This is a genomic window from Bradyrhizobium sp. cir1 (assembly GCF_014198245.1).
Classification (GTDB): Bacteria; Pseudomonadota; Alphaproteobacteria; order Rhizobiales; family Xanthobacteraceae; genus Bradyrhizobium.
The window spans coordinates 137,980-164,160 of the sequence record NZ_JACIHE010000009.1 but is presented as its reverse complement, the minus strand read 5'-3'; the positions used below and the strand labels follow the sequence as shown (position 1 = coordinate 164,160).

Annotated in this window: 23 protein-coding genes; 8 read left to right on the top strand and 15 right to left on the bottom strand. The window is 65.4% G+C overall.

Features of this window, described 5'->3' with window-relative positions; translation table 11 throughout:
• Positions 1-14: 14 nt before the first annotated feature.
• The 10 genes from GGD63_RS20035 to GGD63_RS19990 form a co-directional block, all read right to left on the bottom strand.
• Complete coding sequence (locus tag GGD63_RS20035; protein ID WP_183244905.1) at positions 15-1,589, bottom strand: AMP-binding protein; 1,575 nt, start codon at positions 1,587-1,589, stop codon at positions 15-17.
• Positions 1,590-1,637: 48 nt separating this feature from the next.
• Positions 1,638-2,273, bottom strand: coding sequence for a uracil phosphoribosyltransferase (upp, locus tag GGD63_RS20030; protein ID WP_183244904.1), 636 nt, complete (start codon positions 2,271-2,273; stop codon positions 1,638-1,640).
• A gap of 301 nt (positions 2,274-2,574) precedes the next feature.
• On the bottom strand, positions 2,575-2,703 hold the full coding sequence (locus GGD63_RS40615; protein ID WP_283811970.1) for a hypothetical protein: 129 nt from the start codon (positions 2,701-2,703) through the stop codon (positions 2,575-2,577).
• Between the two features lie 90 nt (positions 2,704-2,793).
• Positions 2,794-3,186, bottom strand: a complete 393-nt coding sequence (locus GGD63_RS20020) for a hypothetical protein (RefSeq protein WP_183244903.1) — start codon at positions 3,184-3,186, stop codon at positions 2,794-2,796.
• A 17-nt stretch (positions 3,187-3,203) separates the two neighbouring features.
• A complete protein-coding gene (locus tag GGD63_RS20015; protein ID WP_183244902.1) occupies positions 3,204-3,395 on the bottom strand; it encodes a hypothetical protein in 192 nt (63 codons plus the stop codon).
• A 111-nt stretch (positions 3,396-3,506) separates the two neighbouring features.
• On the bottom strand, positions 3,507-3,902 hold the full coding sequence (locus GGD63_RS20010; protein WP_183244901.1) for a hypothetical protein: 396 nt from the start codon (positions 3,900-3,902) through the stop codon (positions 3,507-3,509).
• Between the two features lie 27 nt (positions 3,903-3,929).
• Entirely contained in the window at positions 3,930-4,847 is a 918-nt protein-coding gene (gene dapA / locus GGD63_RS20005) for a 4-hydroxy-tetrahydrodipicolinate synthase (RefSeq protein ID WP_183244900.1), read from the bottom strand.
• Between the two features lie 24 nt (positions 4,848-4,871).
• Complete coding sequence (locus tag GGD63_RS20000) at positions 4,872-5,126, bottom strand: hypothetical protein (RefSeq protein WP_183244899.1); 255 nt, start codon at positions 5,124-5,126, stop codon at positions 4,872-4,874.
• 132 nt (positions 5,127-5,258) lie between these two features.
• Positions 5,259-5,492, bottom strand: a complete 234-nt coding sequence (locus tag GGD63_RS19995; RefSeq protein ID WP_312013328.1) for a hypothetical protein — start codon at positions 5,490-5,492, stop codon at positions 5,259-5,261.
• A gap of 69 nt (positions 5,493-5,561) precedes the next feature.
• On the bottom strand, positions 5,562-6,026 hold the full coding sequence (locus GGD63_RS19990) for a hypothetical protein (protein WP_183244898.1): 465 nt from the start codon (positions 6,024-6,026) through the stop codon (positions 5,562-5,564).
• Between the two features lie 611 nt (positions 6,027-6,637).
• Between GGD63_RS19990 and GGD63_RS19985 the strand changes: the two genes are divergently transcribed.
• The 6 genes from GGD63_RS19985 to GGD63_RS19960 all read left to right on the top strand — a co-directional run bounded on the left by GGD63_RS19985 (position 6,638) and on the right by GGD63_RS19960 (position 14,996).
• On the top strand, positions 6,638-6,727 hold the full coding sequence (locus GGD63_RS19985) for a K(+)-transporting ATPase subunit F (RefSeq protein ID WP_038965694.1): 90 nt from the start codon (positions 6,638-6,640) through the stop codon (positions 6,725-6,727).
• Between the two features lie 112 nt (positions 6,728-6,839).
• Complete coding sequence (gene kdpA / locus GGD63_RS19980; RefSeq protein ID WP_183244897.1) at positions 6,840-8,543, top strand: potassium-transporting ATPase subunit KdpA; 1,704 nt, start codon at positions 6,840-6,842, stop codon at positions 8,541-8,543.
• Between the two features lie 24 nt (positions 8,544-8,567).
• The gene (gene kdpB / locus GGD63_RS19975) at positions 8,568-10,685 is read left to right on the top strand and encodes a potassium-transporting ATPase subunit KdpB (RefSeq protein WP_183244896.1); all 2,118 of its coding nucleotides are present in this window, start codon (positions 8,568-8,570) and stop codon (positions 10,683-10,685) included.
• 58 nt (positions 10,686-10,743) lie between these two features.
• Complete coding sequence (locus GGD63_RS19970) at positions 10,744-11,349, top strand: K(+)-transporting ATPase subunit C (RefSeq protein ID WP_183244895.1); 606 nt, start codon at positions 10,744-10,746, stop codon at positions 11,347-11,349.
• A 237-nt stretch (positions 11,350-11,586) separates the two neighbouring features.
• Positions 11,587-14,310: a sensor histidine kinase KdpD gene (locus GGD63_RS19965; RefSeq protein WP_183244894.1), complete on the top strand. Its 2,724-nt coding sequence runs from the start codon at positions 11,587-11,589 to the stop codon at positions 14,308-14,310.
• Complete coding sequence (locus GGD63_RS19960; protein ID WP_183244893.1) at positions 14,307-14,996, top strand: response regulator; 690 nt, start codon at positions 14,307-14,309, stop codon at positions 14,994-14,996. The genes GGD63_RS19965 and GGD63_RS19960 overlap by 4 nt, the downstream gene beginning before the upstream one ends.
• 120 nt (positions 14,997-15,116) lie before the next feature.
• Here GGD63_RS19960 and GGD63_RS19955 read toward each other — a convergent pair whose 3' ends face one another.
• The gene (locus GGD63_RS19955; RefSeq protein ID WP_183244892.1) at positions 15,117-15,998 is read right to left on the bottom strand and encodes a Ku protein; all 882 of its coding nucleotides are present in this window, start codon (positions 15,996-15,998) and stop codon (positions 15,117-15,119) included.
• A 118-nt stretch (positions 15,999-16,116) separates the two neighbouring features.
• Between GGD63_RS19955 and ligD the strand changes: the two genes are divergently transcribed.
• The gene (gene ligD, locus GGD63_RS19950) at positions 16,117-18,777 is read left to right on the top strand and encodes a DNA ligase D (protein ID WP_183245002.1); all 2,661 of its coding nucleotides are present in this window, start codon (positions 16,117-16,119) and stop codon (positions 18,775-18,777) included.
• Between the two features lie 121 nt (positions 18,778-18,898).
• Here ligD and GGD63_RS19945 read toward each other — a convergent pair whose 3' ends face one another.
• Positions 18,899-19,063, bottom strand: a complete 165-nt coding sequence (locus tag GGD63_RS19945) for a DUF3309 family protein (protein ID WP_018318514.1) — start codon at positions 19,061-19,063, stop codon at positions 18,899-18,901.
• Between the two features lie 179 nt (positions 19,064-19,242).
• Here GGD63_RS19945 and GGD63_RS19940 point away from each other — a divergent pair, with 179 nt between their 5' ends.
• Positions 19,243-19,560 (top strand): polyhydroxyalkanoic acid system family protein, encoded by a 318-nt coding sequence (locus GGD63_RS19940; protein ID WP_183244891.1) that lies wholly within the window; start codon positions 19,243-19,245, stop codon positions 19,558-19,560.
• Between the two features lie 3 nt (positions 19,561-19,563).
• Here the strand turns inward: GGD63_RS19940 and treY are convergent, their stop codons facing one another.
• Genes treY through glgX form a run of 3 tightly spaced genes read right to left on the bottom strand, consistent with a single transcriptional unit; the run spans position 19,564 to position 26,178 of the window.
• Positions 19,564-22,350, bottom strand: a complete 2,787-nt coding sequence (gene treY / locus GGD63_RS19935) for a malto-oligosyltrehalose synthase (protein ID WP_183244890.1) — start codon at positions 22,348-22,350, stop codon at positions 19,564-19,566.
• Between the two features lies 1 nt (position 22,351).
• Complete coding sequence (gene treZ, locus GGD63_RS19930) at positions 22,352-24,103, bottom strand: malto-oligosyltrehalose trehalohydrolase (protein ID WP_183244889.1); 1,752 nt, start codon at positions 24,101-24,103, stop codon at positions 22,352-22,354.
• A complete protein-coding gene (gene glgX / locus GGD63_RS19925) occupies positions 24,100-26,178 on the bottom strand; it encodes a glycogen debranching protein GlgX (RefSeq protein ID WP_183244888.1) in 2,079 nt (692 codons plus the stop codon). The genes treZ and glgX overlap by 4 nt, the downstream gene beginning before the upstream one ends.
• Positions 26,179-26,181 lie beyond the last annotated feature (3 nt).

Below are 26,181 nucleotides of genomic sequence, written 5' to 3'. Positions count from 1 at the left end.
TCAAATAGGCGCGCCTATTCGGAGGCGATCCGCTCCATGGCCATGGTGCGAAGCCTGGCGCGCTGGATCTTGACGCCGTTGGCGCTGTCGGTGACGGGGAAGGTATCGACGAGATAGATCCGCGCCGGCACCTTGTAGCCGGCGAGCCGTTCGCGCAGCCGCGCGGTCAGCGCCTCCTGCTGCGGTGGCTCCTTCGTCGGAATCACGAAGGCGACGCAGCGCGATTGTCCTTTCAGATCGACAGCAACCACCTGGGCATCGGCAACGCCGGCGCAGGATTTGAGCTCGTCCTCGATCTCGCCCGGGGCGACGAGAAAACCGCCAAGCCGCATGGCGTCACCTGCGCGGGTCTCGTAGACGAAAGAGCCATCACCGCGCAGCCGACCGATATCGCCGGTGCGGAAGAAGCCGTCGGCGGTGATCGCATCGCGCGTTGCGTCCGGATTATTGAAGTAACCGAGGAAGCGCGAGGGCGCGCTGATCTCGATCTCGCCGGAGACACCTTCGGCCGCGAGCTCGCGGTTTTCGGTGTCCCGAACGCGGACCTTCGCCTGCGCTGACATCGGCCAGCCGCCGCCCTCGATGCGATCGGCGAAGGCGTCGCTGGCGCGGCCAATCGAGAACAGCGCCTGCACCTCGCTCGAGCCGTAGAGGCCGAACAGCGGCAGGCCGCGAGCCTCGGCCGCTGCGGCGAACTCGCGCCAGCCGGGCTGGAACGCGGCGAAGCCGCAGACTTCGAGATGCGGAAATGGCCGTGGCGCGTCGGTGAGGGCGAGAATGCGGCGGAACATCTCGTCGGAGCCGAAGGAATGGGTGATCTTCTGCGCTTCGAGGATCTTCAGCGCCGGAGTGGCCTCGAAGGCGTCGAGCACATGGATGGTCGCGCCCGCTGCGATGAAGCCGAGCAGGCTCGTCATCCCAAAGGTGCCGCAGAACGGCAGCATCGCCAGCAGCGAATGACGCTGCGGCGAAAGCTTGAGCGCCGTGGCGACAGAGACGGCGTGGCTCGTCAGCGTCCGCTGCGAATGCGCGACGAGCTTCGGCCCCTTGGTCGTGCCTGACGTGGTGTACAGCAGCACGGGCAGGTCGACGTCATCCTGGATCGGCGGAGCTGGTGGATGGGGCTCCTCGAACGCATCGAACCGCACGCAGGGCCAGTGTGCCGGGATCGCGTCCGCGCCGACGACTGCGAGCTTTTGCAGCGCGGGTACCTCGGTCCTGGCGATATCGGCGAGAATGGCGGCAAAATCGATCGAGCGGAATGCGGCCTCGACCACCATCAGCCTGGCGCCGGAAACGCGAAGCAGATGCGCGACTTCGGCGCTGCGGTAGCGCGTGTTGACGGCGGCAGCGACGGCGCCAAGGCGGGCGGCGGCGAACAGCAGCGCGATCCACTCGATTCGGTTGACCAGCCAGACCGCGACGACGTCGCCCTTGCCGATACCCTGCGCGGCAAGCCAGGCCGCAGTCTGCTCGATTTTCCCCTCAAATTCCGCGCGCGAGACCGGCACGCCGTCGAACACGAGGGCGGGATCGGCGGCGTCCTCGATCCGGATCAGCGATTGCAGCGAAAAGTCGTCGGCGCTCATGGCAACCGGAGTAACCCGATCGCGCAAACCTGTCTACTTGATGGCCGTCTACTTGGTGCCGAACATCCGGTCGCCGGCGTCGCCCAGGCCCGGCACGATATAGCCGTGGTCGTTGAGCCGCTCGTCGATCGCGGCCGTCCAGATCGGCACGTCAGGGTGTTCGCTCTGGAACTGCGCGATGCCCTCGGGCGCAGCCAAGAGGCACACGAAGCGGATGTCGCGGGCACCGCGGTCCTTGAGCAGGGACGCGCCGGCGCAGGCCGAGTTGCCGGTCGCCAGCATCGGATCCATCAGGATCACGGTGCGGTCGGACAGGTCCTGCGGCGCCTTGAAGTAATATTCCACGGCCTGCAATGTCTCGGGGTCGCGATAGAGTCCGATATGGGCGATGCGCGCGGAGGGCATCAACGCCAGCATGCCGTCGAGGAAGCCGACGCCGGCGCGCAGGATCGGCGCCAGCGTAAGCTTCTTGCCGGCGATCTTCGGCGCCTGCATGGCCGCAATCGGTGTCTCGATCTCGACCAGCTCCAGCGGCAGGTCGCGCGTCACCTCGTAGCCCAGCAGCATCCCGATCTCGTTGAGGATCTCGCGAAAGCTCTTGGTCGAGCGGTCCTTCTCCCGCATCAGGGAGAGCTTGTGCTGGACCAGGGGGTGGGCGACGACATTGACGGTGCTGATGCTCATGAAACCGCTCTACACGGTTCCGTGAAAGTGCGCCAGATCGGCCGGGCGTTTTCCGCGGGATACGGGGCTCAGGCAGGCATCGCGACCGCGCTGCGCGCCCGGTTGCTTGCCCCATAGGCAGCCATGGTCAATTCACGGTCGATCGCCGCCCGCATGACGGCGGGCGGAAGCGCTCGCGGTGCTCTGCACGTCGGCGCTGCAGGGTGCGCTGATCCAGGCTCGTGTCGAGCGCAGCGGCCGGCGGATCGAGGTCACCGCGACGGAACTGGCGCGGTTGATCGAGGCGGAGAAGAGGTAAGGGTCAGGCGCCGAGCCCGCGCGCGATCACCGTAATCACGATCGTCAGGATCGCGCCCCAAACCATGCTCAGTGTCATGGTCAGGATCGTCGTGGTGACGGCGTGCTCGAGATTTCCCTTGAGCAGCTGCACGCTACTTGTCCGAGGCGGGCGTTGCACTGAGGCGCATGCCGAGCAGCAGTGCACTCACCAGCGCAACCAGGACGGCGATCTTGAGCTCGATCATGTCGACTGCCTCGTGGTCAAGCGCGCAAGGAGTCGCATGGTTCTCTCTGCCAGCACGATCAGCGGATTGCCGCGGTTCTCGACGTCGAGCTCGAAGGTTTCGATGGGGAATACCAGGGCGCAGCGCGCCGGCGCGCTCTGGCGATTGGCGAAGTCCACCGCCGAGCTCTTGAACAGGAACAGACCGCCGACGCGTCCATTCGCTTCGCGCGCCACCCAGAGGCCGGCGCGGTTGCGTCCAATGAAGAAGGCGGGGATGGCGGCACTGACGACATCCGGATCGAGCGGCCTGAGCGTCGCCGCCGCTTCCTGCCTGTTGTCGGGGCAGTGACGGGAGGCCTGAAGGGCAATTGCGGCCATGGCGGCCTCCTCACACATCTGCAAGGTCATGGTGGCCTCCGGGCCGCTCAGGCATGAAGGTGCCAGACATAGATTGCCGTCCTCAGCGCGATCAGTGCAGTGAGCACGCTGCCCATCGAGAGCAGGGCGAGCCCCTGCAGGGCGATGCGCTTGAGCTGGGCCTTGCGCGCCTGCGAGATTCGCGACGGGCGTTCGGCCTCACCGAAGGGCCGGTCAAAGCTATGTGTCAGCATCGACATCGTGGAAGTCCTTGTCTGTGGTGCGGTGGAACGGCCGCATCAGTCGCCTTCCATGATGGCCATCGCCGCGTAAGATTGCGAGATGAGCGCGGCGCTCACTGTATAGGAATGTCATAAGAGCGCCGGCGGTCGCGCTGGCAGTCCCCTGAAGAGATTCGGGGCGCGTTTCGGCTGTGGTTTGGATCGTGCCGGCTTCGATCGCGCGAGCCCGACGGCGGCGGCGAAGGCTAGCTGTAGCCGCGGCTCGTCGATCTGCTTGCAGAAGCAGTCCAAGGTCGTCTCCGCGTCCTGCCGCTGGCCGCAGATGGCCGCGCAGAGATGGGAGCTGGTGCGCCGGAAGAAGTGCAGTGAGTCCTCGCCGCTGCGCCGGTCGCCGAGACGGTCGAGCTCAGCCGCGAGCGCGGCAACATTGAGCCGGTCGGAATCGCTTCGCGTTACGGCAAAGCGCAGCACTGCCAGCTGCCAGGCGCAGAGCAGCCTGTGATGGTCTTCGACTGACGGTTGCATGCGATATCCGAACGGCAGCGCGGGGCCTCAGGCGCCGACGCTGTCGATCAGCTCCTCGTCGGCGATCGCGGCGAAGGCCCGCACCAGCTCCCTGTGCGCGGCCGCGTCCAGCGGCACGATCGGCAGCCTTGTCGCCGGCGACATCAGACCCAGCACGCTCAGGGCGCTCTTGAGCGCCGCCGGGCTGTCCTTGGAGAGGCAGGCGATGAGTGGGATGAGGCGCTTGTGCAGGTATCGTGCCGACTGCAGGCGGCCTTGCCTGACCTGCGAGAAGATCGTGCGGCACAGATCGGGGGCGATGTTGGAGACTTCCGAGATCGCGCCGTCGCCGCCGCTTGTGATGGTGCCGAAGGCGGTGACGTCGTCGCCCGAGAGCAGGCGAAAGCCGGCCGGCAGCAGCCGGTTCAGGCGCATCGGGCGGGTGATGTCGGCGCTTGCGTCGCACAGGCCGACGAACTGGCGGGATTCGACGAGACGCAGAAGCGTTTCGTCGGCGAGCGGGCGCAGCGTGCGAGAGGGAACGTCGTGCAGGATCACGGGAAGGCCGATCGCGCCGGCGATGGCGCGGAAATGCGCGAGCATGCCCTCCTGCATCGGCTTGTTGTAGGCGGGCACCACCGCCATGACGGCGTCGGCGCCAGCCGCTTCCGCACGCCGCGCAAGTTCGATGGCGTGGCTGGTGGCATTCGACATCGCGCCTGCGACGATCCGCACGCGGCCGCGGGCAGCCTCGACCGCGGTGCGGATGATGAGCTCCTGCTCGGCCGGGGAGAGCGTCGGCGCCTCACCGGCCGTCTCGCAGACAACGATTGCGGGCACACCGGCCGCGACCTGGCGCTCGCAGAGCGCGGCGAACGCCTCGACATCGATCGCGTCAGCCGCGTTGAACGGCGTCGGCAGGTCCGGAATGAAGCCGGTGAACCAGGCTGAGGGAGGGATGAACATGGTATGTCGCCTGTTGGCGCCGGCTCAGGCGGCGCGCTGCGAGACGATGATGTCGGGGCGCCTGCCCATGTCGAGCTCGAGCTCTCGCGGCAGCTCGACGATGGTCTCAGGATGCTGTCCGTTCTCGAACAGTGCGTATTTGACAGCCTGGGCGCGGCTGACGAACAGGCCGCCATAGAGGCCGTTCTGCTCCTGCGCAACCCATTGTCCCCTGCGGTTGCGGCCGATGAAGACGATGGTTGAAGGGGAACTGCACGAGGGAGGTTCGACGAGTTTCACGGATGTATTCCTTCCGATTGACAGCGGTGGCGGGCGCGAGCTCGCAACCGTTCGATCAATATCTGTTCAAGCGAATATGATTTCGAGTGAGGCGCTGTGGCGATCTCATAGGAAGCTCATAAAGCTTCCTGTTCAGCCTTGCTCGTTGACAAGGTGAACCAGCGCGAACAGCGCGCCGAATGCCGCGCATTCGTCCCAATGATTGAGAACGGCGCCAAACAGCTGCTCGCGCCTGAAAAACGCGACGGCGACGCAGAGGATGGTCGACATCCAGAGCAGGGTGGCGAGGCTGCGGCCGAAGCCGATGCTGCCGAACGCTGCAAAGGCTCCGAGCAGGACGACGCGCACGGCGAAGCGCGCGATCACCCGCGCCGGGCTCAGGGCCCGCGATGTGTTCGACGGTTGCGCGGCAAGGAGCGAACCTGTCCGGCTGGCTTAGCTGAAGTTCTCGCAGGCAACCGGCTCGTAGAGCGAATCCGGGGCAGGGCGCACAGTGGGAACGCTCGGCCGCGACGCTTCCGCGGCGAGCGCCTGGACCTCGACGAAAGCCGAGAGCAGGGCGATCGCCAGGTCGCCGTGGCATCCCTCGACGGCAGCATCGAGCCAATCCGGCAGCTCGCGCTCGCGCGAGAGCGCGCAGTGCCACTCGCCCTCGTCATAGGCGATGCGGCGGACCCGCCACATCGGCAGCTCCAGTTCCGTCAGTGCCAGCGCCGCATCGGTCCAGGCTTCCGCATCGATCAGGCGCATGACGCGCGCCGTGCGCTCGCTCCGGCCCAGCGACGGGAAGCGCCGGCACGCCTTGACGATATCGAGCATCAGCGGTCGCGTCATCGCCTGCGTATTGCGCAAGCGGCTGCCGAGCGACGGTGGATCGTTGTGTCGCAGAACCGCGGTCATGTCAGGCCTCCTGGAATTGGCGTCGGTCAGTCGGCCGGCCTCTCCAAGATGGCGGGAAGGACATTTGAAAGCGAGATGAGGAGCGGGCGAGAGATATAGGGATGTCATAAGTGCCCGGATTCTTCCGGGTAAGACCGACAGAGTCTCGACTGTCGTCTCCGCCGAAGGTGGAGGCTTATAGAAGCAGGGCGTTTTGAAAAGACCTGGGCTGCGGCCTGCCGTATCAACGGGCGGCAAAGCCGTCGGTGAATTGCGTCGCTGCACCGCCTGCCAGGGGCGTGCTCCCGGAATGCGCCGTCGGTGTCACATGCAGGATGGCACGACGTCCCGGCCTTTATGAGATTCCTATAACGTCGCCAGAGGCCTCACCTCGAAAACCTATGTGCGCAATGGCACTTCAGCGCGGTGAAGTTCCCGGTCGGGGAGACACGTGTTGCATTTGCTCGCAGCAAGCGGCCGACCGGGAATCCAGAGACAGGCAATGCCGGATATCGTCTCGTATTGAGGAGCATCTCCATGATGGACATTCTGATGCTGGCGCTGGGCTTCGCTTTGTTCGCCCTTGCGATCGGCTACACCTACGCCTGCGAACGGCTGTGACGGAGCATACCATGATCTTCGATTATGCGCTCGCCGGCGCCGTCTCGTTCGGCCTCCTGTTCTACCTCACCTACGCGCTGCTGCGGCCCGAGCGGTTCTGACCCGTGCTGCTGCTACTTGAATTGCTGCTGGCCGACGCCGTGCTCGTCGCTGGCCTGCTTGCGCTGCTCCTGCCGCTTTTGCGCCGGACACAATGCTTGAAGGGTTAATGCCATGACTGTGATCGGTTGGCTCCAAATCATTCTCTACTGCGCGATCATCGTCGCGCTGACAAAGCCGGTCGGCGGCTACATGACGCGCGTCTTCAACGGCGAGCGCACGTTCCTGTCGCCGGTTCTGCGGCCCATCGAAGCCGGCATCTACTGGATTTCCGGCGTCGATGAGAAGCGCGAGCAGCATTGGGTGACCTACACGGTCGCGATGCTCCTGTTCCACGTCGGCGGTTTCCTCATCATCTATGGGCTGATGCGGCTGCAGGCCATGTTGCCCTTCAATCCGGCCGGGCAGTCCGCGGTCGCCGAGGATCTCTCCTTCAACACCGCGATCTCCTTCATCACCAACACCAACTGGCAGAACTACGGCGGCGAAAGCACGCTGTCCTATCTCGTCCAGATGGTCGGCCTGACGCATCAGAACTTCCTGTCGGCGGCGACCGGCATCGTGCTAGCGGTTGCCCTGATCCGCGGCTTTTCCCGCGCGTCCATGCGCACGGTCGGCAACTTCTGGGTCGATGTGACCCGCTGCACGCTCTATGTCCTGCTGCCGATCTGTGTCGTGTTCACGCTGTTCCTGGTCTGGCAGGGCATGCCGCAAACGCTTGGGGACTACGTCGAAGCGACTACGCTCGAGGGCGCCAAGCAGACCATCGCGGTCGGCCCGGTTGCCTCGCAGGTTGCGATCAAGATGCTCGGCACCAATGGCGGCGGCTTCTTCAATGCCAATGCGGCGCATCCCTTCGAGAACCCGACCGCGCTCTCGAACTTCGTGCAGATGCTGTCGATCTTCGTGCTCGGCGCGGCGCTCACCAACGTGTTCGGCCGCATGGTCGGCAACCAGCGCCAAGGCTGGGCGATCCTCGCCGTGATGGGCGTGCTGTTCATCGCGGGCGTTGCCGTCGCCTACTGGGCGGAAGCTCAGGGCACCTCGACGCTGCAGGCGCTGGGGCTGACCGGCGGCAACATGGAGGGCAAGGAAGTCCGCTTCGGCATTGTTGCTTCCTCGCTGTTCGCCGTGATCACCACCGCCGCCTCGTGCGGCGCCGTGAACGCCATGCATGATAGCTTCACCGCGCTCGGCGGCATGATCCCGCTGATCAACATTGAGCTCGGCGAGATCATCGTCGGCGGCGTCGGCGCCGGCATGTACGGCATGCTGCTGTTCGTCGTGCTCGCGATCTTTGTCGCAGGCCTGATGGTCGGCCGCACGCCGGAATATGTCGGCAAGAAGATCGAGGCGCGGGAAGTCAAGATGGCGATGCTCGCGATCCTGATCCTGCCGCTGATGATCCTGGGCTGGTCGGCCGTGGCGGTCGTGCTTCCCACGGGCGTTGCCTCGATGGCGAACGCGGGTCCGCACGGCTTCTCGGAAGTGCTCTATGCCTATTCCTCGCAGACCGGAAACAACGGTTCGGCCTTCGCGGGTCTGACCGGGAACACCCTGTTCTATAACCTGACGGGCGCATCGGCGATGTTCGTCGGCCGCTTCCTGATGATCGTCCCGGCGATGGCGATCGCGGGCTCGCTCGCCGCCAAGAAATCCATCCCGCCGTCGATGGGTACGTTCCCGACCACCGGGGGCCTGTTCGTCGGCCTCGTCGTCGGCGTCATCCTGATCATGGGCGGCCTGACCTTCTTCCCCGCGCTCGCGCTCGGCCCCATCGTCGAGCATCTGGCGATGAACGCCGGCAACGTCTTCTGATCCAGCTCTTTCGGAGTGACCTCCATGGAACCAGTCCATAAACCCAACAAGCGCATGCCGGTCTCGGCGATGCTGGATCCCAAGATCGTGGTGCCGGCATTCGGCGCCGCCTTCGCAAAACTCGATCCGCGCGCCATGATCAAGAACCCCGTGATGTTCGTGGTCGAGATTGTGGCCGCGCTCACCACCGTGATCTTCCTGCGCGACCTCGTTACTGGCGGCGAGCATCTCGGCTTCACCTTCCAGATCATCCTCTGGCTGTGGTTTACCGTGCTGTTCGCCAACCTGGCAGAAGCCGTGGCCGAAGGCCGCGGCAAGGCGCAGGCCGAGACGTTGCGCAAGACCCGGACCGAGAGCCAGGCCAAGCTCCTGAGCGGCTCTGGCCGCAACTACAAGCTTGTGCCCGGCACGAGCCTGAAGGTCGGCGATCTCGTGCTGGTCGAGGCGGGCGACACGATCCCCTCGGACGGCGAAGTCGTCGAAGGCGTTGCTTCCGTCAACGAAGCCGCCATCACGGGCGAGTCCGCGCCTGTCATCCGCGAATCCGGCGGCGACCGCTCGGCGGTGACCGGCGGCACGCAGGTGCTGTCCGACTGGATCCGTGTCCGCATCACCGCGGCGCAGGGCTCGACCTTCATTGACCGCATGATCAAGCTCGTCGAGGGCGCCGAGCGGCAGAAGACGCCGAACGAGATCGCGCTGAACATTCTGCTCGCCGGGCTCACCATCATCTTCGTGTTCGCAACCGTCACCATCCCGAGCTACGCGGCCTATGCCGGCGGCTCGATCTCGGTGATCGTGCTGGTCGCGCTGTTCGTGACGCTCATCCCGACCACGATCGGTGCGCTGCTGTCTGCGATCGGCATCGCCGGCATGGACCGCCTGGTGCGCTTCAACGTGCTGGCGATGTCGGGCCGCGCAGTCGAGGCCGCAGGCGACGTCGACACGCTGCTGCTCGACAAGACCGGCACCATCACGCTCGGCAACCGGCAGGCGACCGCCTTCCGCCCCGTGCGCGGCGTCACCGAGCAGGAGCTGGCGGACGCTGCCCAGCTCGCCTCGCTCGCGGACGAGACCCCCGAAGGCCGCTCCATCGTCGTGCTGGCCAAGGAGAAATACGGCATCCGCGGCCGCGATATGGCCGAGCTGGGGGCCACCTTCATCCCGTTCACGGCGCAGACCCGCATGAGCGGCGTCGATGCCGGCGGCTCTTCGGTGCGCAAGGGCGCGGTCGACGCCATGCTGAACTATGTCGGTGGCGGCGCTCCGACCGCGATTGCTTCCGGCAACGCGGCGCGGGCGATGCAGCCTGCCGCACTTTCCGAGCTGGGCCGCGAGATCCAGGCCATTGCCGACGAAGTGTCGAAGTCCGGCGGCACGCCGCTGGCGGTCGCCAAGGACGGCAAGCTGCTCGGCATCGTCCAGCTCAAGGATATCGTCAAGGGTGGCATTCGCGAGCGCTTCGCCGAGCTCCGCCGCATGGGCATCCGCACCATCATGATCACCGGCGACAATCCAATGACTGCCGCGGCCATCGCGGCCGAGGCCGGTGTCGACGACTTCCTGGCGCAGGCAACCCCCGAGGACAAGCTCAAGCTGATCCGCGACGAGCAGGCCAAGGGCAAGCTGGTGGCCATGTGCGGCGACGGCACCAATGACGCGCCGGCGCTCGCCCAGGCCGATGTCGGCGTCGCCATGAACACCGGCACGCAAGCCGCCCGCGAGGCCGGCAACATGGTCGACCTCGACTCCAACCCGACCAAGCTGATCGAGGTGGTCGAGATCGGCAAGCAGCTCTTGATGACGCGCGGTGCGCTGACCACGTTCTCGATCGCCAACGACGTCGCCAAGTACTTTGCGATCATCCCGGCGATGTTCCTGGCGTTCTACCCCCAGCTCAACGTGCTCAACGTCATGAACCTGTCGAGCCCGCAGAGCGCAATCCTGTCGGCGATCATCTTTAACGCGCTGATCATCATTGCGCTGATCCCGCTCGCGCTGAAGGGCGTCGCCTATCGCGCCGTCGGTGCCGGCGCGCTGCTCCGCCGCAACCTCTTGATCTACGGGCTTGGCGGCATCGTCATTCCCTTCATCGGCATCAAGGCGATCGACCTCGTCGTGACCGCCTTGCACCTGGCTTGATCGTCACGTGCGGGACGCACGGCGCCCCGCACGATGACGAAGACTTAGGAGACGTAACATGCTCAGAGAAATCCGCCCCGCCATCGTCCTCTTGCTGGTGCTTACCGCCATCACGGGCCTGGCCTACCCGCTCGCCATGACCGGCATCGCCGGCGCGCTGTTTCCCGCCAAGGCACAGGGCAGCCTGATCGAGAAGGACGGCAAGGTGATCGGCTCCGCCCTGATCGGGCAGGAGTTCAAGGAGGACAAGTACTTCCACGGCCGCCCCTCGGCGACGCTGGCCCCGGACCCGAATGATTCGACCAAGACGGTTTCGGCGCCCTACAACGCCGCCAATTCGGGCGGCTCCAACCTCGGCCCGACCAGCAAGGCGCTGGCCGACCGGCTGAAGGAGGATGTGGACAAGCTCAAGGCCGAGAACCCGAATGCGCCGGTGCCGGTCGACCTGGTCACCACTTCTGCCAGCGGCCTCGACCCCGACATCTCACCGGAAGCCGCCGAATTCCAGGTGCCGCGCGTTGCCAAGGCCCGGAATATGCCGCAGGACGCGGTGAAGCAGATCGTGGCTGCCAACGTTCAGGGCCGTTTGCTCGGCCTGCTGGGCGAACCCCGCGTTAACGTATTGGCATTGAACCTCGCGCTCGATCGCGCCGCCGCCAAGTAGCGGTCTAGGCTCGCAGTGCCCGGATGGTTATATTCGGGGCGAAGCCTTTTTCTCCCTCTCCCCGCTTGCGGGGAGAGGGTTGGGGTGAGGGGGAGTCTCCGCAAGGACGGTGACATTTGGACTCGTGGAGGCTCCCCCTCACCCGAAATTCAAGCTGCACTTGAATTTCGGCCTCTCCCCGCAGGCGGGGAGAGGCGAAGAGGCAGGCGAACAACCTAACGAGCCGTAACCGCCCCGATGGTCCGAGAGCGCCGCGATCCCGAACAACGTCCGTCTCCCGAGGCGCTGCTGGAAGCTGCGCGCCGAGAGGAAAGCGCGAGCGGCAAGCTGAAGATCTTCGTCGGCGCCGCACCCGGCGTCGGCAAGACCTACGAGATGCTGCAGAGCGCTCACGCCAGGCACAAGGCCGGCATCGACGTCGTGGTCGGCTTCGTCGAGACCCATGGCCGCGCCGAGACCGAGGCGCTGGTGCGGGGACTGGAAGTGGTCCCGCGCAAGAGGCTGGATTACCGCGGCCAGACGGTCGAGGAGATGGACCTCGACGCCGTGATCGCGCGCCGCCCCAAGATCGCGCTGGTCGACGAGCTCGCCCACACCAATGCACCTGGCAGCCGCCATCCCAAGCGCTATCTCGACGTCGAGGAGCTGCTGTCGCACGGCATCGACGTCTACACCGCCGTCAATATCCAGCACATCGAAAGCCTCAATGACGTCGTCGCCCAGATCACCCATGTGCGGGTGCGGGAGACCGTACCGGATTCGGTGTTCGACCGGGCCGATGCGATCGAACTGATCGACCTCACGCCCGACGACCTGATCCAGCGGCTGAAGGAGGGCAAGGTCTATGTGCCCAAGCAGGCCGAGCGGGCGCTGGAGCATTATTTCTCGCCAGGCAATCTCACGGCACTGCGCGAGCTCGCGCTGCGGCGGACCGCCGAACGGGTCGACGAGCAGCTGCTCACCCACATGCAGGCCAATGCGATCGCCGGCCCCTGGGCCGCGGGCGAGCGTATCCTGGTCTGTGTCAGCGAGGATCCGCGTGCCGCAGGCCTCGTGCGCTATACTAAGCGGCTGGCCGACCGGCTGCATGCGCCATTCACCGCGATCTCGATCGAGACCCGGCGATCCCTGCAATTGTCCGACGAGGAGCGCGATCGCCTCGCCGATACGCTGCGGCTCGCGGAATCGCTGGGCGGCGAGGCCTTGACCATTCCCGCCGTCGGCCGCCGCATCGCGGACGACCTCATCAATTTCGCGCAGGCCAACAACGTCACCCAGATCGTGATCGGCAAGTCGACCCGCTCGCGCTGGTTCGAGATGACGCGCGGCTCGGTGGTGCATGATCTGGTGCGCCGCGCGGGCAACATCAGCGTTCACGTCATCCCCGGCGACGAGCTCTCCGCAGAGGCGGTGCCCAAGACGGCGGTGCAGACCGCAGCGCGATCCGAGCCGTTCAATCCGCTGCCCTATCTCAAGGCGCTCGGTATCGTGCTGGTAGGTCTTGGTGCCGCCGAGCTGATCCAGCCTTATTTCGGCATCGAGAACGTCGATCTCGTGCTGCTGACCTCGGTCGTGGCAGTGGCCGTGCGCTACGGCTTGTGGCCATCCCTGCTGGCGACGGTGGCGGCGTCGCTCTGCTACAACTTCTTCTTCATCCCGCCGATCTACACCTTCACGATCACCGATCCGACCAACGTCGCCGCCTTTGTCCTGTTCACGGTGGTTGCGATGCTGGTCTCCAATGTCGCGGCGCGCGTGCGCACGCAGGCCGATGCGGCGATCGGCCGGATCAGGATGACCGAGCAGCTCTATGCTTTCAGCCGCAAGCTCGCCGGCACGGCCACGCTCGACGATGTGCTGTGGGCGACGGCCTACCAGATCGCGCTGATGTTGAAGGTCCGCGTGGTGCTGCTGCTGCCGGAAGAGGGGCTGTTGATGGTGAAATCCGGCTATCCGCCGGAGGATGAACTCGATCAGGCCGATCTTGCCGCCGCCAATTGGGCCTGGAGCAACGATCGTCCGGCCGGTCGCGGATCGGACACGCTGCCCGGCGCAAAGCGGCTGTTCCTGCCGATGCGCACCGGGCGCGGCCTGATCGGCGTCATCGGCATGGACAACGACCGCACCGGCCCGCTGCTGACGCCGGATCAGCGCCGGCTGCTGGATGCGCTGGTCGACCAGGGCGCGCTCGCGATCGAGCGCGTGCTGCTGGTCGAGGATATGGATCGCGTCAAGCGCACCGTCGAATCCGAGCGGCTGCGCTCGGCGCTCTTGACCTCGATCTCGCACGACCTGAAGACTCCGCTCGCCTCCGTGCTCGGCGCGGCCTCGACCATGCGCGATCTCGCCGGTGCCTTGTCCGACACCGAGAAGCGCGATCTGCTCGCAACCGTCATCGACGAATCCGAGCGGCTCAACCGCTTCATCGCCAATCTCCTCGACATGACAAAGCTCGAATCCGGTGCCATCGTGCCCAACACGGCATTGCACGATCTCGGCGAGATCATCGGCAGCGCGCTGCGCCGCGCCAGCAAGATCCTGACCGCCCACAAGGTCGAGCTGGTGCTGGCCGCCGATCTGCCGATGCTGCAGCTGGATGCGGTGCTGTTCGAGCAGGTGCTGTTCAACCTGCTCGACAACGCGGCGAAATATTCGCTGGCCGACACCACCATCTCGATCCGGAGCCGGCGCGAGCGGGATCAGGTGGTGGTGGAGGTTGCCGACGAAGGCGAGGGCATTCCGCCCCACGAGCTCGAGAGCGTGTTCGACAAGTTCTACCGTGCGCAGAAGGGCGATCATGTCCGTCCCGGCACGGGCCTCGGGCTCGCGATCTCCCGCGGCTTCGTCGAAGCGATGCGGGGCACGATTTCGGCCGCCAACCGCAATGACCGGAGCGGCGCGATCCTCACCATCCGTCTGCCGGTTCCGGCCCAGACCCACGCATTGGATACCGCCGCATGAGTGCCGCCGCGATCAAGGTCCTGGTCATCGACGACGAGCCGCCGATCCGCAAATTGTTGCGGATGGGACTGACGACGCAGGGCTATGAGATATTGGAAGCACCAAACGGCAAGTCGGCGCTGGAAAAGCTCGCCGAAGAGCCCGCGCTGATCATCCTCGATCTCGGCCTGCCCGACATCCAGGGCCATGAGCTGCTGCGCACCATCCGGGCCCGTAACGAGGCCGTGCCGATTGTGGTGCTGTCGAGCCGTGGCGACGAGGCCGGCAAGGTGCAGGCGCTCGATCTCGGTGCCGACGATTACCTGACCAAGCCGTTCGGCATGGACGAGCTTCTGGCGCGCCTGCGCGCTGCGCTGCGCCACCAGCTCCAGGTCCAGGGCGAGCGCCCGGTGTTTCGCACCGGCGATCTCTCGGTCGATCTCGTACGCCGTATCGTCAAGGTCGGCGAGCGCGACGTCAAACTGTCGCCGAAGGAATATGAGCTCCTGCGCGTCCTGGTGCAGCACGCCGGCAAGGTTCTGACCCACAGATTCCTGCTCAAGGAGCTCTGGGACGAGCTGACCGACGCGCAATACTTACGCGTCTATGTCCGCCAGCTCCGGCAAAAGATCGAAGCCGATCCGGAGCGTCCGCAATATGTGCTGACCGAGACGGGGATCGGCTACCGGCTGAAGGCGGGGGATTAGGCCCCGTTGTCATTCCGGGACGCGCCCCCTTGGCGCGGGCCCGGAATCCATATCTCCGCTCGTCACGCTTGGCATGATGGATTCCGGGCTCAATGCTTCGCATCGCCCCGGAATGACGTGCTAACCCGCCTTCCGATGCCTCGCCGCTGCCCGGTGCGTCTTCCGCGCACTGCGCTGCCGCCCCGTTGCGCGGCGCGCGTGTGACTTGGCCGACGTTTTCCTGCTGCGCCCCTTCAGGCTCTGCTTCAGCGCATCCATCAGGCTGACGACGTTGCTCGGGCGCTCCTCCGGCTCGGGCAGCTCGATCGTCTTGCCGCTCGCCTTGCGCCTGACCAGCGCCTTCAGCGCGTTCTCGTACTCGTCCTTGAACTTGGCGGGATCGAAATGCGCGGCCTTGGTGTGCAGGATGTGACCGGCGAGCTCGACCATGTCCTTGGTGATTTTCGGGCTCTTGATGTCGTCGAAGAACTGGTCCTCGTCGCGGAGCTCGTAGGGGTAGCGCAGCGTGGTGCCGAGCAGGCCCTTGCCGAGCGGTTCGATCGCGATGATGTGCTCGCGGTTGGTGAGCACGATCTTGGCGAGCGCCACGCGATCCTGATCCTTCATGGCATCGCGGATCACCGCGAAAGCGTCGATCGCGGCCTTGCCGTCGGGCGCGATGTAATAGGGATGGTTGAGATAGCGCTGGTCGATTTCCTCGCTCGGCACGAAACTCTCGATGTCGATGGTGTGATTGCTCTCGATCTGCACCGCCTCGAGTTCCTCCGGCTCGACCTCCACATACTTGCCCTTGCGCAATTCGTAGCCGCGCCCTTTCTGGTCGCTCTCGACGACGTCGCCGGTCTCGATATCGACCATCTGCTGCTTGAGACGATTGCCGGTCTCGCGGTTGATCATGTGAAACCGGGTCTTCTCGGCCGCAGTCGTCGCGGGATAGAGCACGACAGGGCAACTGACCAGCGAGAGCTTCAGCGTTCCCTTCCAATAGGCACGGGGAGCCATTCCATTCTCCAGCGTTTTCAAGAGGTTTTGGAACTCCAACCTCGCCATCGGGTTTTGGTTCCGGGTGGGACTTTTGCCGTGATAGGCTTTGAAAACCAAAAGAGAAGCGGGACCGGTCGTGCTGCAAAAACTCTCCACCTACCGACGGAAGCGTGACTTCGAGAAGACGCCTGAGCCATCCGGCAAGACCGCGGTGGCGCCATCGGACCGGCGGCGCTTCGTGATCCAGAAGCATGATGCGACGCGTCTGCATTACGATTTCCGGCTCGAATTCGACGGCGTGTTCAAGTCCTGGGCCGTGACGAAAGGGCCTTCGCTCGATCCCCACGACAAGCGCCTGGCGGTCGAGGTCGAGGATCACCCGCTCGACTATGGCGATTTCGAAGGCACGATTCCGGAAGGCCAGTACGGCGGCGGCACAGTGATGCTGTGGGACCGCGGCACGTGGGAGGCGGAAGATCCGGAAGCGGGCTTCAGGAAAGGCGACCTCAAGTTCACGCTTCACGGCGACAAGCTGCAGGGCAGCTGGGTGCTTGTGCGCATGCGCAACCGCGGCGGCGAAAAGCGCACCAACTGGCTGCTGATCAAGCATCGCGACGAGTACGCCCGCGAGGGCGCGGACAACGACATTCTCGACGAGGACAAGTCGGTCGCCTCCGGCCGTGCCATGGAGCAGATCGCCGAAGGCAAGGGCCGCGCGCCGAAGCCATTCATGCTGGCGAAGGGCAAGGCCAAGGCGGATGCGGTCTGGCAGTCCAATCGGACCGAGGAGACGAAAGGCAGGACCTTGCAGCCGGCGCCGCGCACGGCGTTGAAGGCCGGAAAGACGGGAAAGAAGACGACGACGGCCACGAATGCCAAGAAGGTCTCGGCGATGCCGGATTTCGTCGCGCCGCAGCTCTGCACGCCGGTCGAGCGGCCGCCGGCCGGCAATGGCTGGTGCCACGAGATCAAGTTCGACGGCTACCGGGTGCAGCTCCGGGTCGAGGACGGCGAGGCGACGTTGAAGACGCGCAAGGGCCTGGACTGGACCGACAAGTTCGCTTCGATCGCGAAGGAGGCGACTTCGCTGCCGGATGCCATGATCGACGGCGAGATCGTCGCGCTCGATCACAACGGCGCGCCGAATTTCTCCTCGCTCCAGGCCGCTCTGTCGGACGGCAAGACCGAGGATCTCATCTTCTTCGCGTTCGATCTCCTCTTCGCGGAAAATCAGGACTACCGTCGGCTGCCGCTCGGCCAGCGCAAGGCGCGGCTCAAGGAGCTATTGGAGCCGCGCAAGCGCAAGTCGGCGCAGATCCGCTATGTCGAGCATTTCGAGAGCGGTAGCGAGGCGGTGCTGCAATCGGCCTGCAAGCTCGAGCTGGAAGGCGTGGTGTCGAAGAAGCTCGACGCGCCCTATCGCTCCGGCCGCACCGAAAGCTGGACCAAGGCCAAATGCCGCGCCGGCCACGAGGTCGTGATCGGCGGCTACAAGACCACCAACGGCAAATTCCGCTCGCTGATGGCCGGCGTGCATCGCGGTGATCATCTCGCCTTTGTCGGCATGGTCGGCACCGGCTTTGGCGCCGACAAGGTCAGGCGCATCATGCCCTCTCTGAAGGCGATGGAGAGCAAGGAGAGTCCCTTCGGCGGCAAGAATGCTCCGAAGAAGACGCGCGAGGTGCACTGGCTGAAGCCGGAGCTCGTCGCCGAGATCGAATTTGCCGGCTTCACCGCCGACGGCAATATCCGCCAGGCCGCGTTCAAGGGCTTGCGGCAGGACAAGCCCGCCGAGGAGGTCGAGGCCGAGACGCCGGTCGATACCGCGCTCGCCGAACCCTCGACCAGGAAGCGCGCTGCGAAGACCGCGAAGCGATCCAAGGACGCCGGCACCGCGGAAGTGATGGGCGTCGTCATCTCGAAACCGGACAAGGAGCTGTGGCCGAACGACGGCGACGGCGAGGGCGTGACGAAGCTCGATCTCGCGCGCTATTTCGAAGCGGTCGGAAGCTGGATGATCGAGCACCTGAAGGGACGCCCATGCTCGATCCTGCGCGCGCCCGACGGCATCGGCGGCGAAAAGTTCTTCCAGCGTCATGCCATGCAGGGCACCTCGAACCTGCTCGAGCTCGCAAAAGTCTCCGGCGATCGCAAGCCGTATTTGCAGATCGATCGTGTCGAGGGACTGGCCGCAGTCGCGCAGATCGGCGGTGTCGAGCTGCATCCCTGGAATTGCGCGCCTGATGCCTATGACACGCCGGGGCGGCTGGTGTTCGATCTCGACCCGGCGCCGGACGTGGACTTTGCCGACGTCGTCGAGGCGGCCAAGGAGATGCGGCAGCGGCTCGCCGATGTCGGCATGGAGAGCTTTTGCAAGACCACCGGCGGCAAGGGGCTCCATGTGGTGGTGCCGCTGCTCCATGGCGCGCGCGACAAGGTGAGCTGGAAGGAGGCCAAGGCGTTTGCGCAAGGAATCTGCCAGTGGATGGCCGATGACGACCCCGAGCGCTATCTGCTCAACATGTCGAAGAAGCTGCGGAACGGAAAGATCTTCCTGGACTATCTCCGCAACGACCGCATGTCGACCGCGGTTGCCGCGCTTTCGCCGCGCGCGCGCGCCGGTGCGACCGTGTCGATGCCCGTGACCTGGGCGCAGGTGAAGAGCGATCTCGATCCGAAGAAGTATACGCTACGGACCGTGCCGGGCCTGTTAAGACGGTCCAAGGCCTGGGAGGGCTATGACGATGCGGCGGTGTCGATCAAGGTGGCGATGAAGAAGCTGGCGGGGAAGAAGTAGGGTGGGTTAGCCGCAAGGCGTAACCCACCTCTTTGGTTTCCGCAGAGACAGAAGTGGTGGGTTACGCCAGCGGACTGCGCTTCGCGCAGCCGCGTGCTAACCCACCCTACGAGTCCTCGTCTTAGATCCGTCCCATCAGCAGCAGGATCAACAGGATGACGATGACCAGCCCGAGGCCGCCGCCGCCGTAATAACCGGTGCCGTAGAACGGGCCGCCGCCAATGCCGCTGAAGCCGCCGAGCAGGGCGATGACCAGAATGATCAGAATGATCGTGCCGATTGACATGCGAGTCTCCTCCAGCCCTTGTGGAAAGGGTCGTTTGCACCTGTCCCGTGTGCGAGGGCAACTTGCCGCAGGTTTTAAAGTTCCGGTTTTGAAACGGGGCGACAGGTGCAAGTTGCATGGAACCTTTATCGTTGCGGCCGGAATCACTAAGTGAGGATGAATCAGCGCAGGGCAGGGCCATGTCAGCACCGCTTGTCGTTTCCATTCCGCACCGTCTCGGCCGCGAAGAGGCAGTGCGCCGGCTCAAGAGCGGGCTTGGCCGCGCGGCGGCCAGCATTCCCGTGCTGCAGGTCGAGGAGGAGCGCTGGAGCGGCGACAGCATGAATTTCCGCATCCGCGCGCTCGGACAGATCGCGACCGGTCAGGTCGACGTCGCCGACGATCACGTCAAGGTTCAGGTGGTCTTGCCGTGGCTGTTGCAGCGCTTTGCCGAGATGGCGCAGGCGACCATCAGGAAGCGCGGGCAGTTGCTGCTCACCAAGGACGACGGAAAGTGAGTTTCAGGCGCTTACGCGCTGCCGCGCAGGCCTGATGGTGCTTGCTGCGCGAGCCTCGATGACGGCCGCAGGAAAATCACGGAAAGCCTGTGCGATCGGCAGCGCGTTGCCCGCAAGTCCCGCCGCGGCATAACCCGTGATATCGACGGTCGCGTCGAGGCCTTCGGGGGCTGGCCATTCGCGGCCCGCTTGCGTGAACGGTGCAAACTGGCGTCCGACGATGACGATCGCCGCAGCGCGGCCGCGGCGGCGAGCGAACGCGATGACGTGGTCAGCATGCGCGCCGCGCACCTCCAGCGGCTGGTAATCGCCTTGCGCGAAAACGTCGGCGAGCGCGTTGCGCAGCCTGAGCAGGTGCCGCGTCCAGGCGAGCTTGAGCCGGCCGTCCGGCCAGGTCCTGGTCAGCCCGCTCCAGTCCGGTATTTGCAGTGACGCCAGCGCGGTATCGCGCGCGGCAAAATCCACCGGGCGGCGGTTGTCGGGATCGACCAGCGAAAGGTCCCAGAATTCGGTGCCTTGGTAGAAGTCGGGCACGCCCGGCAGCGTCGCCTTGAGCGTGAGCTGGCTCAGCGAGTTCAGCGCGCCGAGCAGCGCGATGCGGCGGGCCAGGGTTTGCAGCGCCTCCAAAAATTCGCCGGACAGCGCGGGATCGAGGATCTTCCCGATGAAGCTCTTGACGCCGCTCTCATAGCCCTGGTGCGGGTTGAGCCAGCTCGTCTCCTCCTTGCCCTCGCGCGCGGCCTTGAGTGCATAGGCCTGAATGCGCTCGACGAAACCGGCATCAGCCGGTCCCTGCAGCGGCCATGCGCCGAGCAGGGTCTGGTAGAGCATGTATTCGAACGTCGCCGACGGCGCGCGCAGATTGACGTGAAGCGCAAGATGCGGCGCATTCAGGACCTTCCAGCGCGACACCGCGCTGGTCCATTCGCCGGGAATCTCGCTGAGCGCCGCAATCCGGGCGCGGGCGTCCTCGCCGCGCTTGGTGTCGTGGGTGGCGGTCGCCGTCATTCCTTGCGGCCACTCCCTGGCGCGCGCGCGCATCGCCTCATGGAAGGCGGGAACGGTGAGGCCGGCGCTCGCGGGATCGCCGCCGACCTCGTTCAGCGCCAGCAGCCGATGAAACTGGTAGAACGCGGTGTCCTCCAGCGACTTTGCCATCATCGGCCCGGTGAACTGCTGCACCTTCAGGGCGAAGCGGCGCACGCGCGGCGTGCTGTGAGGGGGCCGGCCGGGCTTGAGCAGATCCATGGTCAGGGCATCGCGCAGGAAGTCGAAGATGCCTTCGTCCGCGGCGAACCATTCGGCGCGGGCGCGCGCGATAGTGTCCTCGATCAGCTTGCGGTCGTGCGCCGTCGCCCCGGCCGTGGTGAGATAGGTGCGATAGACCGGGAAATGCAGCACGTAGAGTTCGAGCGCCTGCCGCAGGCTGTCGGCTGAGAAGTCGCGCGTCGAATAGTGTCCGTTGGCGATGCGCGCGAGCAGGCGCGTCAGCACAGTGAATTCGCTGGTCAGCAGCGTCTCCAGCACGCGCCGCTTGGCCTCCTTGACGTAAGGCGCAAGCCGCGGCGGGTGGTTGCTGATCTGGCGCCAGGTCTCGTCCAGCGCCTCCAGCCCCTTGGCGTCGACCAGCACTTGCGTGATGACGTTCATCCACTCATAGCCGGTGGTGCCCTGGACGCCGGCGAAATGCGGCAGCTTCTCGTGCTCGCACAGGATCTTCTCGATCAGCGTATAGAACGGTTTCGTCTTGCCCTGCGCATCACGCACCAGCCGGCGGAGCCGCTGGCAATATTGCGCGGGATCGCGCAGGCCGTCGATGTGATCGAGGCGGATGCCCTGCAATTTGCCGTCGGCGACGAGCTGCTTCACCAGCCGGTGCGTGGCGGCGAAGGTGCCGGGGTCCTCGACGCGGAGGCCAGCGAGCCCGTTGACGTCGAAGAAGCGGCGATAATTGATGTCGCTGGAGGCGAGCCGCCAGTGTCCGAGCTTGTAGTTCTGGCGCTCCAGCAGGTGATGCAGCGCCAGCGTCTGCGCGGGACGGTCCTTGGCGGCACGATAGGCGGCAAGACCGCGGCTGATGATGTCGGCGGCGCCCGCGATCTCCTTGAGTTCGGCCTTGAAGCCCGGCGCTTCCTTGCGATTGGGGCGGCGTAATCCCGTGTAGCGCGCCGCAAGCGCGAGCAGGTGTTTGCCGGCGTCCGTCTCGGCGGCGTTCGCCTCCTTCACGGTCATGCGCAGGATTTCGCCATAGCGCTCGGGCGCGATCGGCAAGCGATGCTCGAAATACCAGGCGGAAAAGCTGCCCTCATCGGGATCGTAACGCAGCTCGATCTCCCCACGCTCGAGCGCATCGCCATAGGACGAGCCGAGGATCGGCAGCAGCACGCCGCCGCGGGCGCGGTGGGGCAGCAGATCCCAGTCGATATCGAAGGCGGCCGCGTGCGGCGAGGCCTGGCCCCATTCCAGCATGTCGAGCCACCAGGGATTGTCGGCGAAATGCACGCCGACATGGTTGGGCACGAAATCGATGATGAGGCCGAGGTCGTGCTGCCTGAGCGCCTCGCTCAGTCGCGCGAAGCCGGCTTCGCCGCCGAGCTCGGGATTGAGCTGGCTATGATCGACGGTGTCGTAGCCATGCGTCGAGCCCTTGCGCGCCTTCATCACCGGCGAGGCATAGAGATGCGTGATCCCGAGCCCTTTCAGGTATGGGATGACTTCGGTAGCCTTGTCGAAGCCGAAATCCGCGGTGAGCTGGAGCCGGTAGGTCGCAAGCGGAATGGCGGGAGGCATGTCAACCTCCGAGGCGCCAGACCACCGACCAGGGCGGAAGCCGATCACCGGCCGCGCCGCCCCAGATCGGCGCGCCCGTGCTGACGGTGGAAGTGATCTCGTGATCCGACAGGTTGGCGACGAGGCGCAGCGTCGTGCCGTCCCCCATGCGCCAATGCGCGCTGAGCAGGCCGTTGTCGGCCGCCTCCGCATCACCGAAGCTTGCGCCCTTCAAGCGCGGCATGATCTCCTTGCGGCGGAGCGCGAGCAGGTCACGCACCAAAGCGAGCCGCGCATTCTGCTCCGGCGTGCGGCCGGTCCAGTCGAGCACAGCCGATTCCAGCGTTGCCGGATCGAGCGGGTCGGGCACCTCGTCGCCGTATTTCTCATAGGCCCAGCCATATTCCTGCTTGCGGCCCTTGCGCACGGCATCGGCAAGGCCGCCCTGGAAATCGCAGAAGAACGGGAAGGGGACCTTCGAGCCCCATTCCTCGCCCTGAAACAGCATCGGCACCATCGGTGCGAGCAGGGTCACCGCAAGCGCGGCCTCGATCTGCTGCGGCGATGCCAGGCTCTCGAGCCGGTCGCCGAGCGGTCGATTGCCGATCTGGTCGTGGTTCTGCAGGAAATTGACGAAGGTTGCGGGCGGCAACTGGCCGCTCGGCTCGCCGCGCGGCTTCTTGCCCCAGAACTCCGAGATCTCGCCCTGATAGACGAAGCCCGAGGCAAGCGCGCGTGCGAGATCCATGCGCGGGGTCTGGTAGTCGCCGTAGTAGCCGGCGAGCTCGCCGGTCAGCATCACGTGCCAGACGTGGTGATAATCATCGTTCCACTGTCCGCGATATTTTCCGTTCGGCGGCTCCTGTGCGGCGTCGAGCAGGCTGGCGCGATTGTCGCCGTTCTCCAGCACGAGATGGATGTGCCGCCCCGTCGCCTTGGCGAGTTCGCCGGCGGCAACGCTGAGGTCCTGCAGCATCGATTGTTCGCCGGGGACAGCCATGATGTGGTTGGCGGCGTCCAACCTCAGGCCGTCGAAGCGGTAGTCGGTCAGCCAGGACAGCGCGTTCTCGACCGCAAAGGCGCGCACCTGCGGCACGCGATAGTCGATCGCGCTGCCCCAGGGCGTATGCGCATCGGTGAAGAAGATCGGCGCATAGCGGCCGAGGTAGTTTCCTTCCGGGCCGAAATGATTGTAGACGACGTCGAGGAAAACCATCAGCCCGCGCAGGTGGGCCTCGTCGATCAGCATCTTCAGATCTTCGGGACGGCCATAGGCGCTGTCGGGCGCATACCACAGCACGCCGTCATAGCCCCAGCCGCGGCGGCCCGCGAAATCGGCCAGTGGCATCAATTCCAGCGCGGTAATTCCAGTCGCTGCGAGATGATCGAGCTTGTCGATCATGGCGCGGTAGGTGCCTTCGCTGGTGAAGGTGCCGACATGGGTCTCGATCAGCACCGTCTCTTCCCAGGGCCGGCCGCGCCAGTCGTGCGCGCGCCAGGCGAAGGCGTCGTGATCGATCACCTCGCTCGGGCCGAAGACGTCTTCGGGCTGGAATGCGGAGGCCGGATCAGGCACGTCGATCTCGTCGTCGATCCTGAACTTGTAGGGGCTGCCGGGGGGGAGGCCGCCGATCTCGGCGACATACCAGCCATCCCGCCGGCGCTGCATCGCGTGCCTGCGGTCGAGCAGGAGATCGACGCGGCGCGCGCCGGGCGCCCACAGCCGGAACGACACGCCGTCTTTCGTCGGCCGCGCCCCGAAGGATGGTCTCATGGCGCCCCCGCGAAGGCGAGCACGGAGCGCGGCGGCGCCTTGCTGTCGCTTCCGGACGGGAAGTCGATGGTGTTCAGCTTGGCATCGGTCGTGTTCAGGATCTGCTGCCAGCTCTTGTATTCGGTCATCTCGGGCAATTTGAATGCGATCTCTTCGGGCGCGGCGTTCAGGACGATAAAGATCGCAGCCCCGCCCGGTTCCATCGGGCCCATCACATAGGAGAGAAACCGCCCATCCGGGAATGTCCAGTCGCTCTCCGTCATTTCGTTACCTTCAGGCGTCAGCCACAGCGCGCCGTAGGAGATGCCGTCCTTGGGGCGACCGTCGAGCCAGCGATGGCTGCGAAGCTGCGAGAAGCGGCGACGGATGTCGGCGAGTTGAGCGACGAAATCGACCATGTCCTCGCCCTCCGCGCCGAGATTGTCCCAGCCGACCCAGCCGACCTCGTTGTCCTGGCAATAGGCGTTGTTGTTGCCGGACTGCGAATTGCCGACCTCGTCGCCGGCGAGGATCAGCGGGACGCCCTGCGCCAGCATCAGGCAGGCCAGCACGTTCCTGCGAAGCTGCCGCCGCAGGACGAGGATCTTTGGATCGTCGGTCGGTCCCTCGACACCGCAATTGTTGCTGTGGTTGTCGTTGGAGCCGTCGCGATTGTCCTCGCCATTGGCCTCGTTGTGCTTCTCGTTGTAGCTGAAGAGGTCGGCGAGCGTGAAACCGTCGTGCACGGTGATGTGGTTGATGCTGGCGCGCAGCCGCCTTCCGTCGTGGTTGAACAGGTCGGAGGACGCCGTCATGCGGCTGGAGATGTCGCCGATCAGGCTGCCTTCGCCGCTCCAGTAACGGCGCATGGCGCTGCGATAGCGGTCGTTCCATTCCGACCATTGCGAGGGGAATGCGCCGACCTGGTAGCCGCCGAGGCCGAGGTCCCAGGGTTCGGCGACGAGCTTGACGGCGGCCAGCACCGGATCCTGCCGGATCGCGGTCAGGAACGAGCTGCCGCGGTCAAAACCGTTCGGCCCGCGCGCGAGCGTGGTGGCGAGATCGAAGCGGAAGCCATCGACATGGCAGACCTCGACCCAGTAGCGCAGGGAATCCATCACCATCTGCAGCACCCGCGGATGGGTGAGGTTCACCGACGAGCCGCAGCCGGTGAAGTCGTCGTAGTAGCGCGGGTTCTCGCGGTTGAGCCAGTAATAGGAGGCATTGTCGATGCCGCGATAGCACAGCGTCGGGCCGAGGTGGTTGCCCTCGGCGGTGTGATTGTAGACGACGTCGAGCATCACCTCGATGCCGGCATCGTGCAGGCGCGCGACCGTGGTGCGGAAGGAATCGAGCGCATTGTCCTGGGCATAGCGCGGCTCCGGCGCGAAGAAGGACAGCGTGTTGTAGCCCCAGTAATTGGCGAGCTTCTTTTCGACCAGGATGCGGTCGTCGACGAAGCTGTGGATCGGCAGCAGCTCGATCGTGGTGACGCCGAGCTTCTTCAGGTGCTCGATCATCGCCGGCGAGGACAGGCCGCCATAATTGCCGCGGAGGTTCGGCGGCACGTCGTCGCGCTTCTGCGTCAGGCCCTTGACGTGGGCCTCGTAGATGATCGTGTCTTCCCACGGAATGTTCGGCCGGATCTCGCGCCGGCCCCAGTTGAAGGTCTCGTCGACCACGACGGCCTTGGGCATGCCGCGCGCATTGTCGCGCCGGTCGAACGACAGGTCCTCGCGCGGCGAGCCGGTGCGGTAGGCGAAATGCGCATCGCTCCAGACCAGCCGCCCGGCGAGCCGCTTTGCATAGGGGTCGAGCAGCAGCTTGTTGGCATTGAAGCGGTGGCCGTGCTCGGGCTCATAGGGGCCGTGCACCCGGAAGCCGTAGAGCTGGCCGGGCGAGACGTCGTTGAGATAGCCGTGCCAGACGTCCTCGGTCTTTTCCGGCAGTTCGATGCGCTCGAGCTCGCGGCGGCCTTGCGTGTCGAACAGGCACAGCTCGACCTTCTGCGCGTTGGCGGAGAATAGCGCAAAATTGGTGCCGCGTCCGTCCCAGCTTGCGCCGAGGCGTGCGGGCGATCCGGCGGTCAGGCGCATATC

What these genes read in the sequence shown, in the direction of transcription:
- GGD63_RS20015 (WP_183244902.1), bottom strand. Translation starts at nt 3,395, where the DNA reads ATGTCGATGCTGACACATAGCTTTGACCGGCCCTTCGGTGAGGCCGAA.
- GGD63_RS20020 (WP_183244903.1), bottom strand. Translation starts at nt 3,186, where the DNA reads ATGACCTTGCAGATGTGTGAGGAGGCCGCCATGGCCGCAATTGCCCTT.
- treZ (WP_183244889.1), bottom strand. Translation starts at nt 24,103, where the DNA reads ATGAGACCATCCTTCGGGGCGCGGCCGACGAAAGACGGCGTGTCGTTC.
- GGD63_RS19985 (WP_038965694.1), top strand. Translation starts at nt 6,638, where the DNA reads ATGATCTTCGATTATGCGCTCGCCGGCGCCGTCTCGTTCGGCCTCCTG.
- kdpA (WP_183244897.1), top strand. Translation starts at nt 6,840, where the DNA reads ATGACTGTGATCGGTTGGCTCCAAATCATTCTCTACTGCGCGATCATC.
- GGD63_RS19940 (WP_183244891.1), top strand. Translation starts at nt 19,243, where the DNA reads ATGTCAGCACCGCTTGTCGTTTCCATTCCGCACCGTCTCGGCCGCGAA.
- GGD63_RS19945 (WP_018318514.1), bottom strand. Translation starts at nt 19,063, where the DNA reads ATGTCAATCGGCACGATCATTCTGATCATTCTGGTCATCGCCCTGCTC.
- GGD63_RS19970 (WP_183244895.1), top strand. Translation starts at nt 10,744, where the DNA reads ATGCTCAGAGAAATCCGCCCCGCCATCGTCCTCTTGCTGGTGCTTACC.
- upp (WP_183244904.1), bottom strand. Translation starts at nt 2,273, where the DNA reads ATGAGCATCAGCACCGTCAATGTCGTCGCCCACCCCCTGGTCCAGCAC.
- GGD63_RS19965 (WP_183244894.1), top strand. Translation starts at nt 11,587, where the DNA reads ATGGTCCGAGAGCGCCGCGATCCCGAACAACGTCCGTCTCCCGAGGCG.
- GGD63_RS19960 (WP_183244893.1), top strand. Translation starts at nt 14,307, where the DNA reads ATGAGTGCCGCCGCGATCAAGGTCCTGGTCATCGACGACGAGCCGCCG.
- GGD63_RS20010 (WP_183244901.1), bottom strand. Translation starts at nt 3,902, where the DNA reads ATGCAACCGTCAGTCGAAGACCATCACAGGCTGCTCTGCGCCTGGCAG.
- GGD63_RS19955 (WP_183244892.1), bottom strand. Translation starts at nt 15,998, where the DNA reads ATGGCTCCCCGTGCCTATTGGAAGGGAACGCTGAAGCTCTCGCTGGTC.
- dapA (WP_183244900.1), bottom strand. Translation starts at nt 4,847, where the DNA reads ATGTTCATCCCTCCCTCAGCCTGGTTCACCGGCTTCATTCCGGACCTG.
- kdpB (WP_183244896.1), top strand. Translation starts at nt 8,568, where the DNA reads ATGGAACCAGTCCATAAACCCAACAAGCGCATGCCGGTCTCGGCGATG.
- treY (WP_183244890.1), bottom strand. Translation starts at nt 22,350, where the DNA reads ATGCCTCCCGCCATTCCGCTTGCGACCTACCGGCTCCAGCTCACCGCG.
- GGD63_RS19990 (WP_183244898.1), bottom strand. Translation starts at nt 6,026, where the DNA reads ATGACCGCGGTTCTGCGACACAACGATCCACCGTCGCTCGGCAGCCGC.
- glgX (WP_183244888.1), bottom strand. Translation starts at nt 26,178, where the DNA reads ATGCGCCTGACCGCCGGATCGCCCGCACGCCTCGGCGCAAGCTGGGAC.
- GGD63_RS20035 (WP_183244905.1), bottom strand. Translation starts at nt 1,589, where the DNA reads ATGAGCGCCGACGACTTTTCGCTGCAATCGCTGATCCGGATCGAGGAC.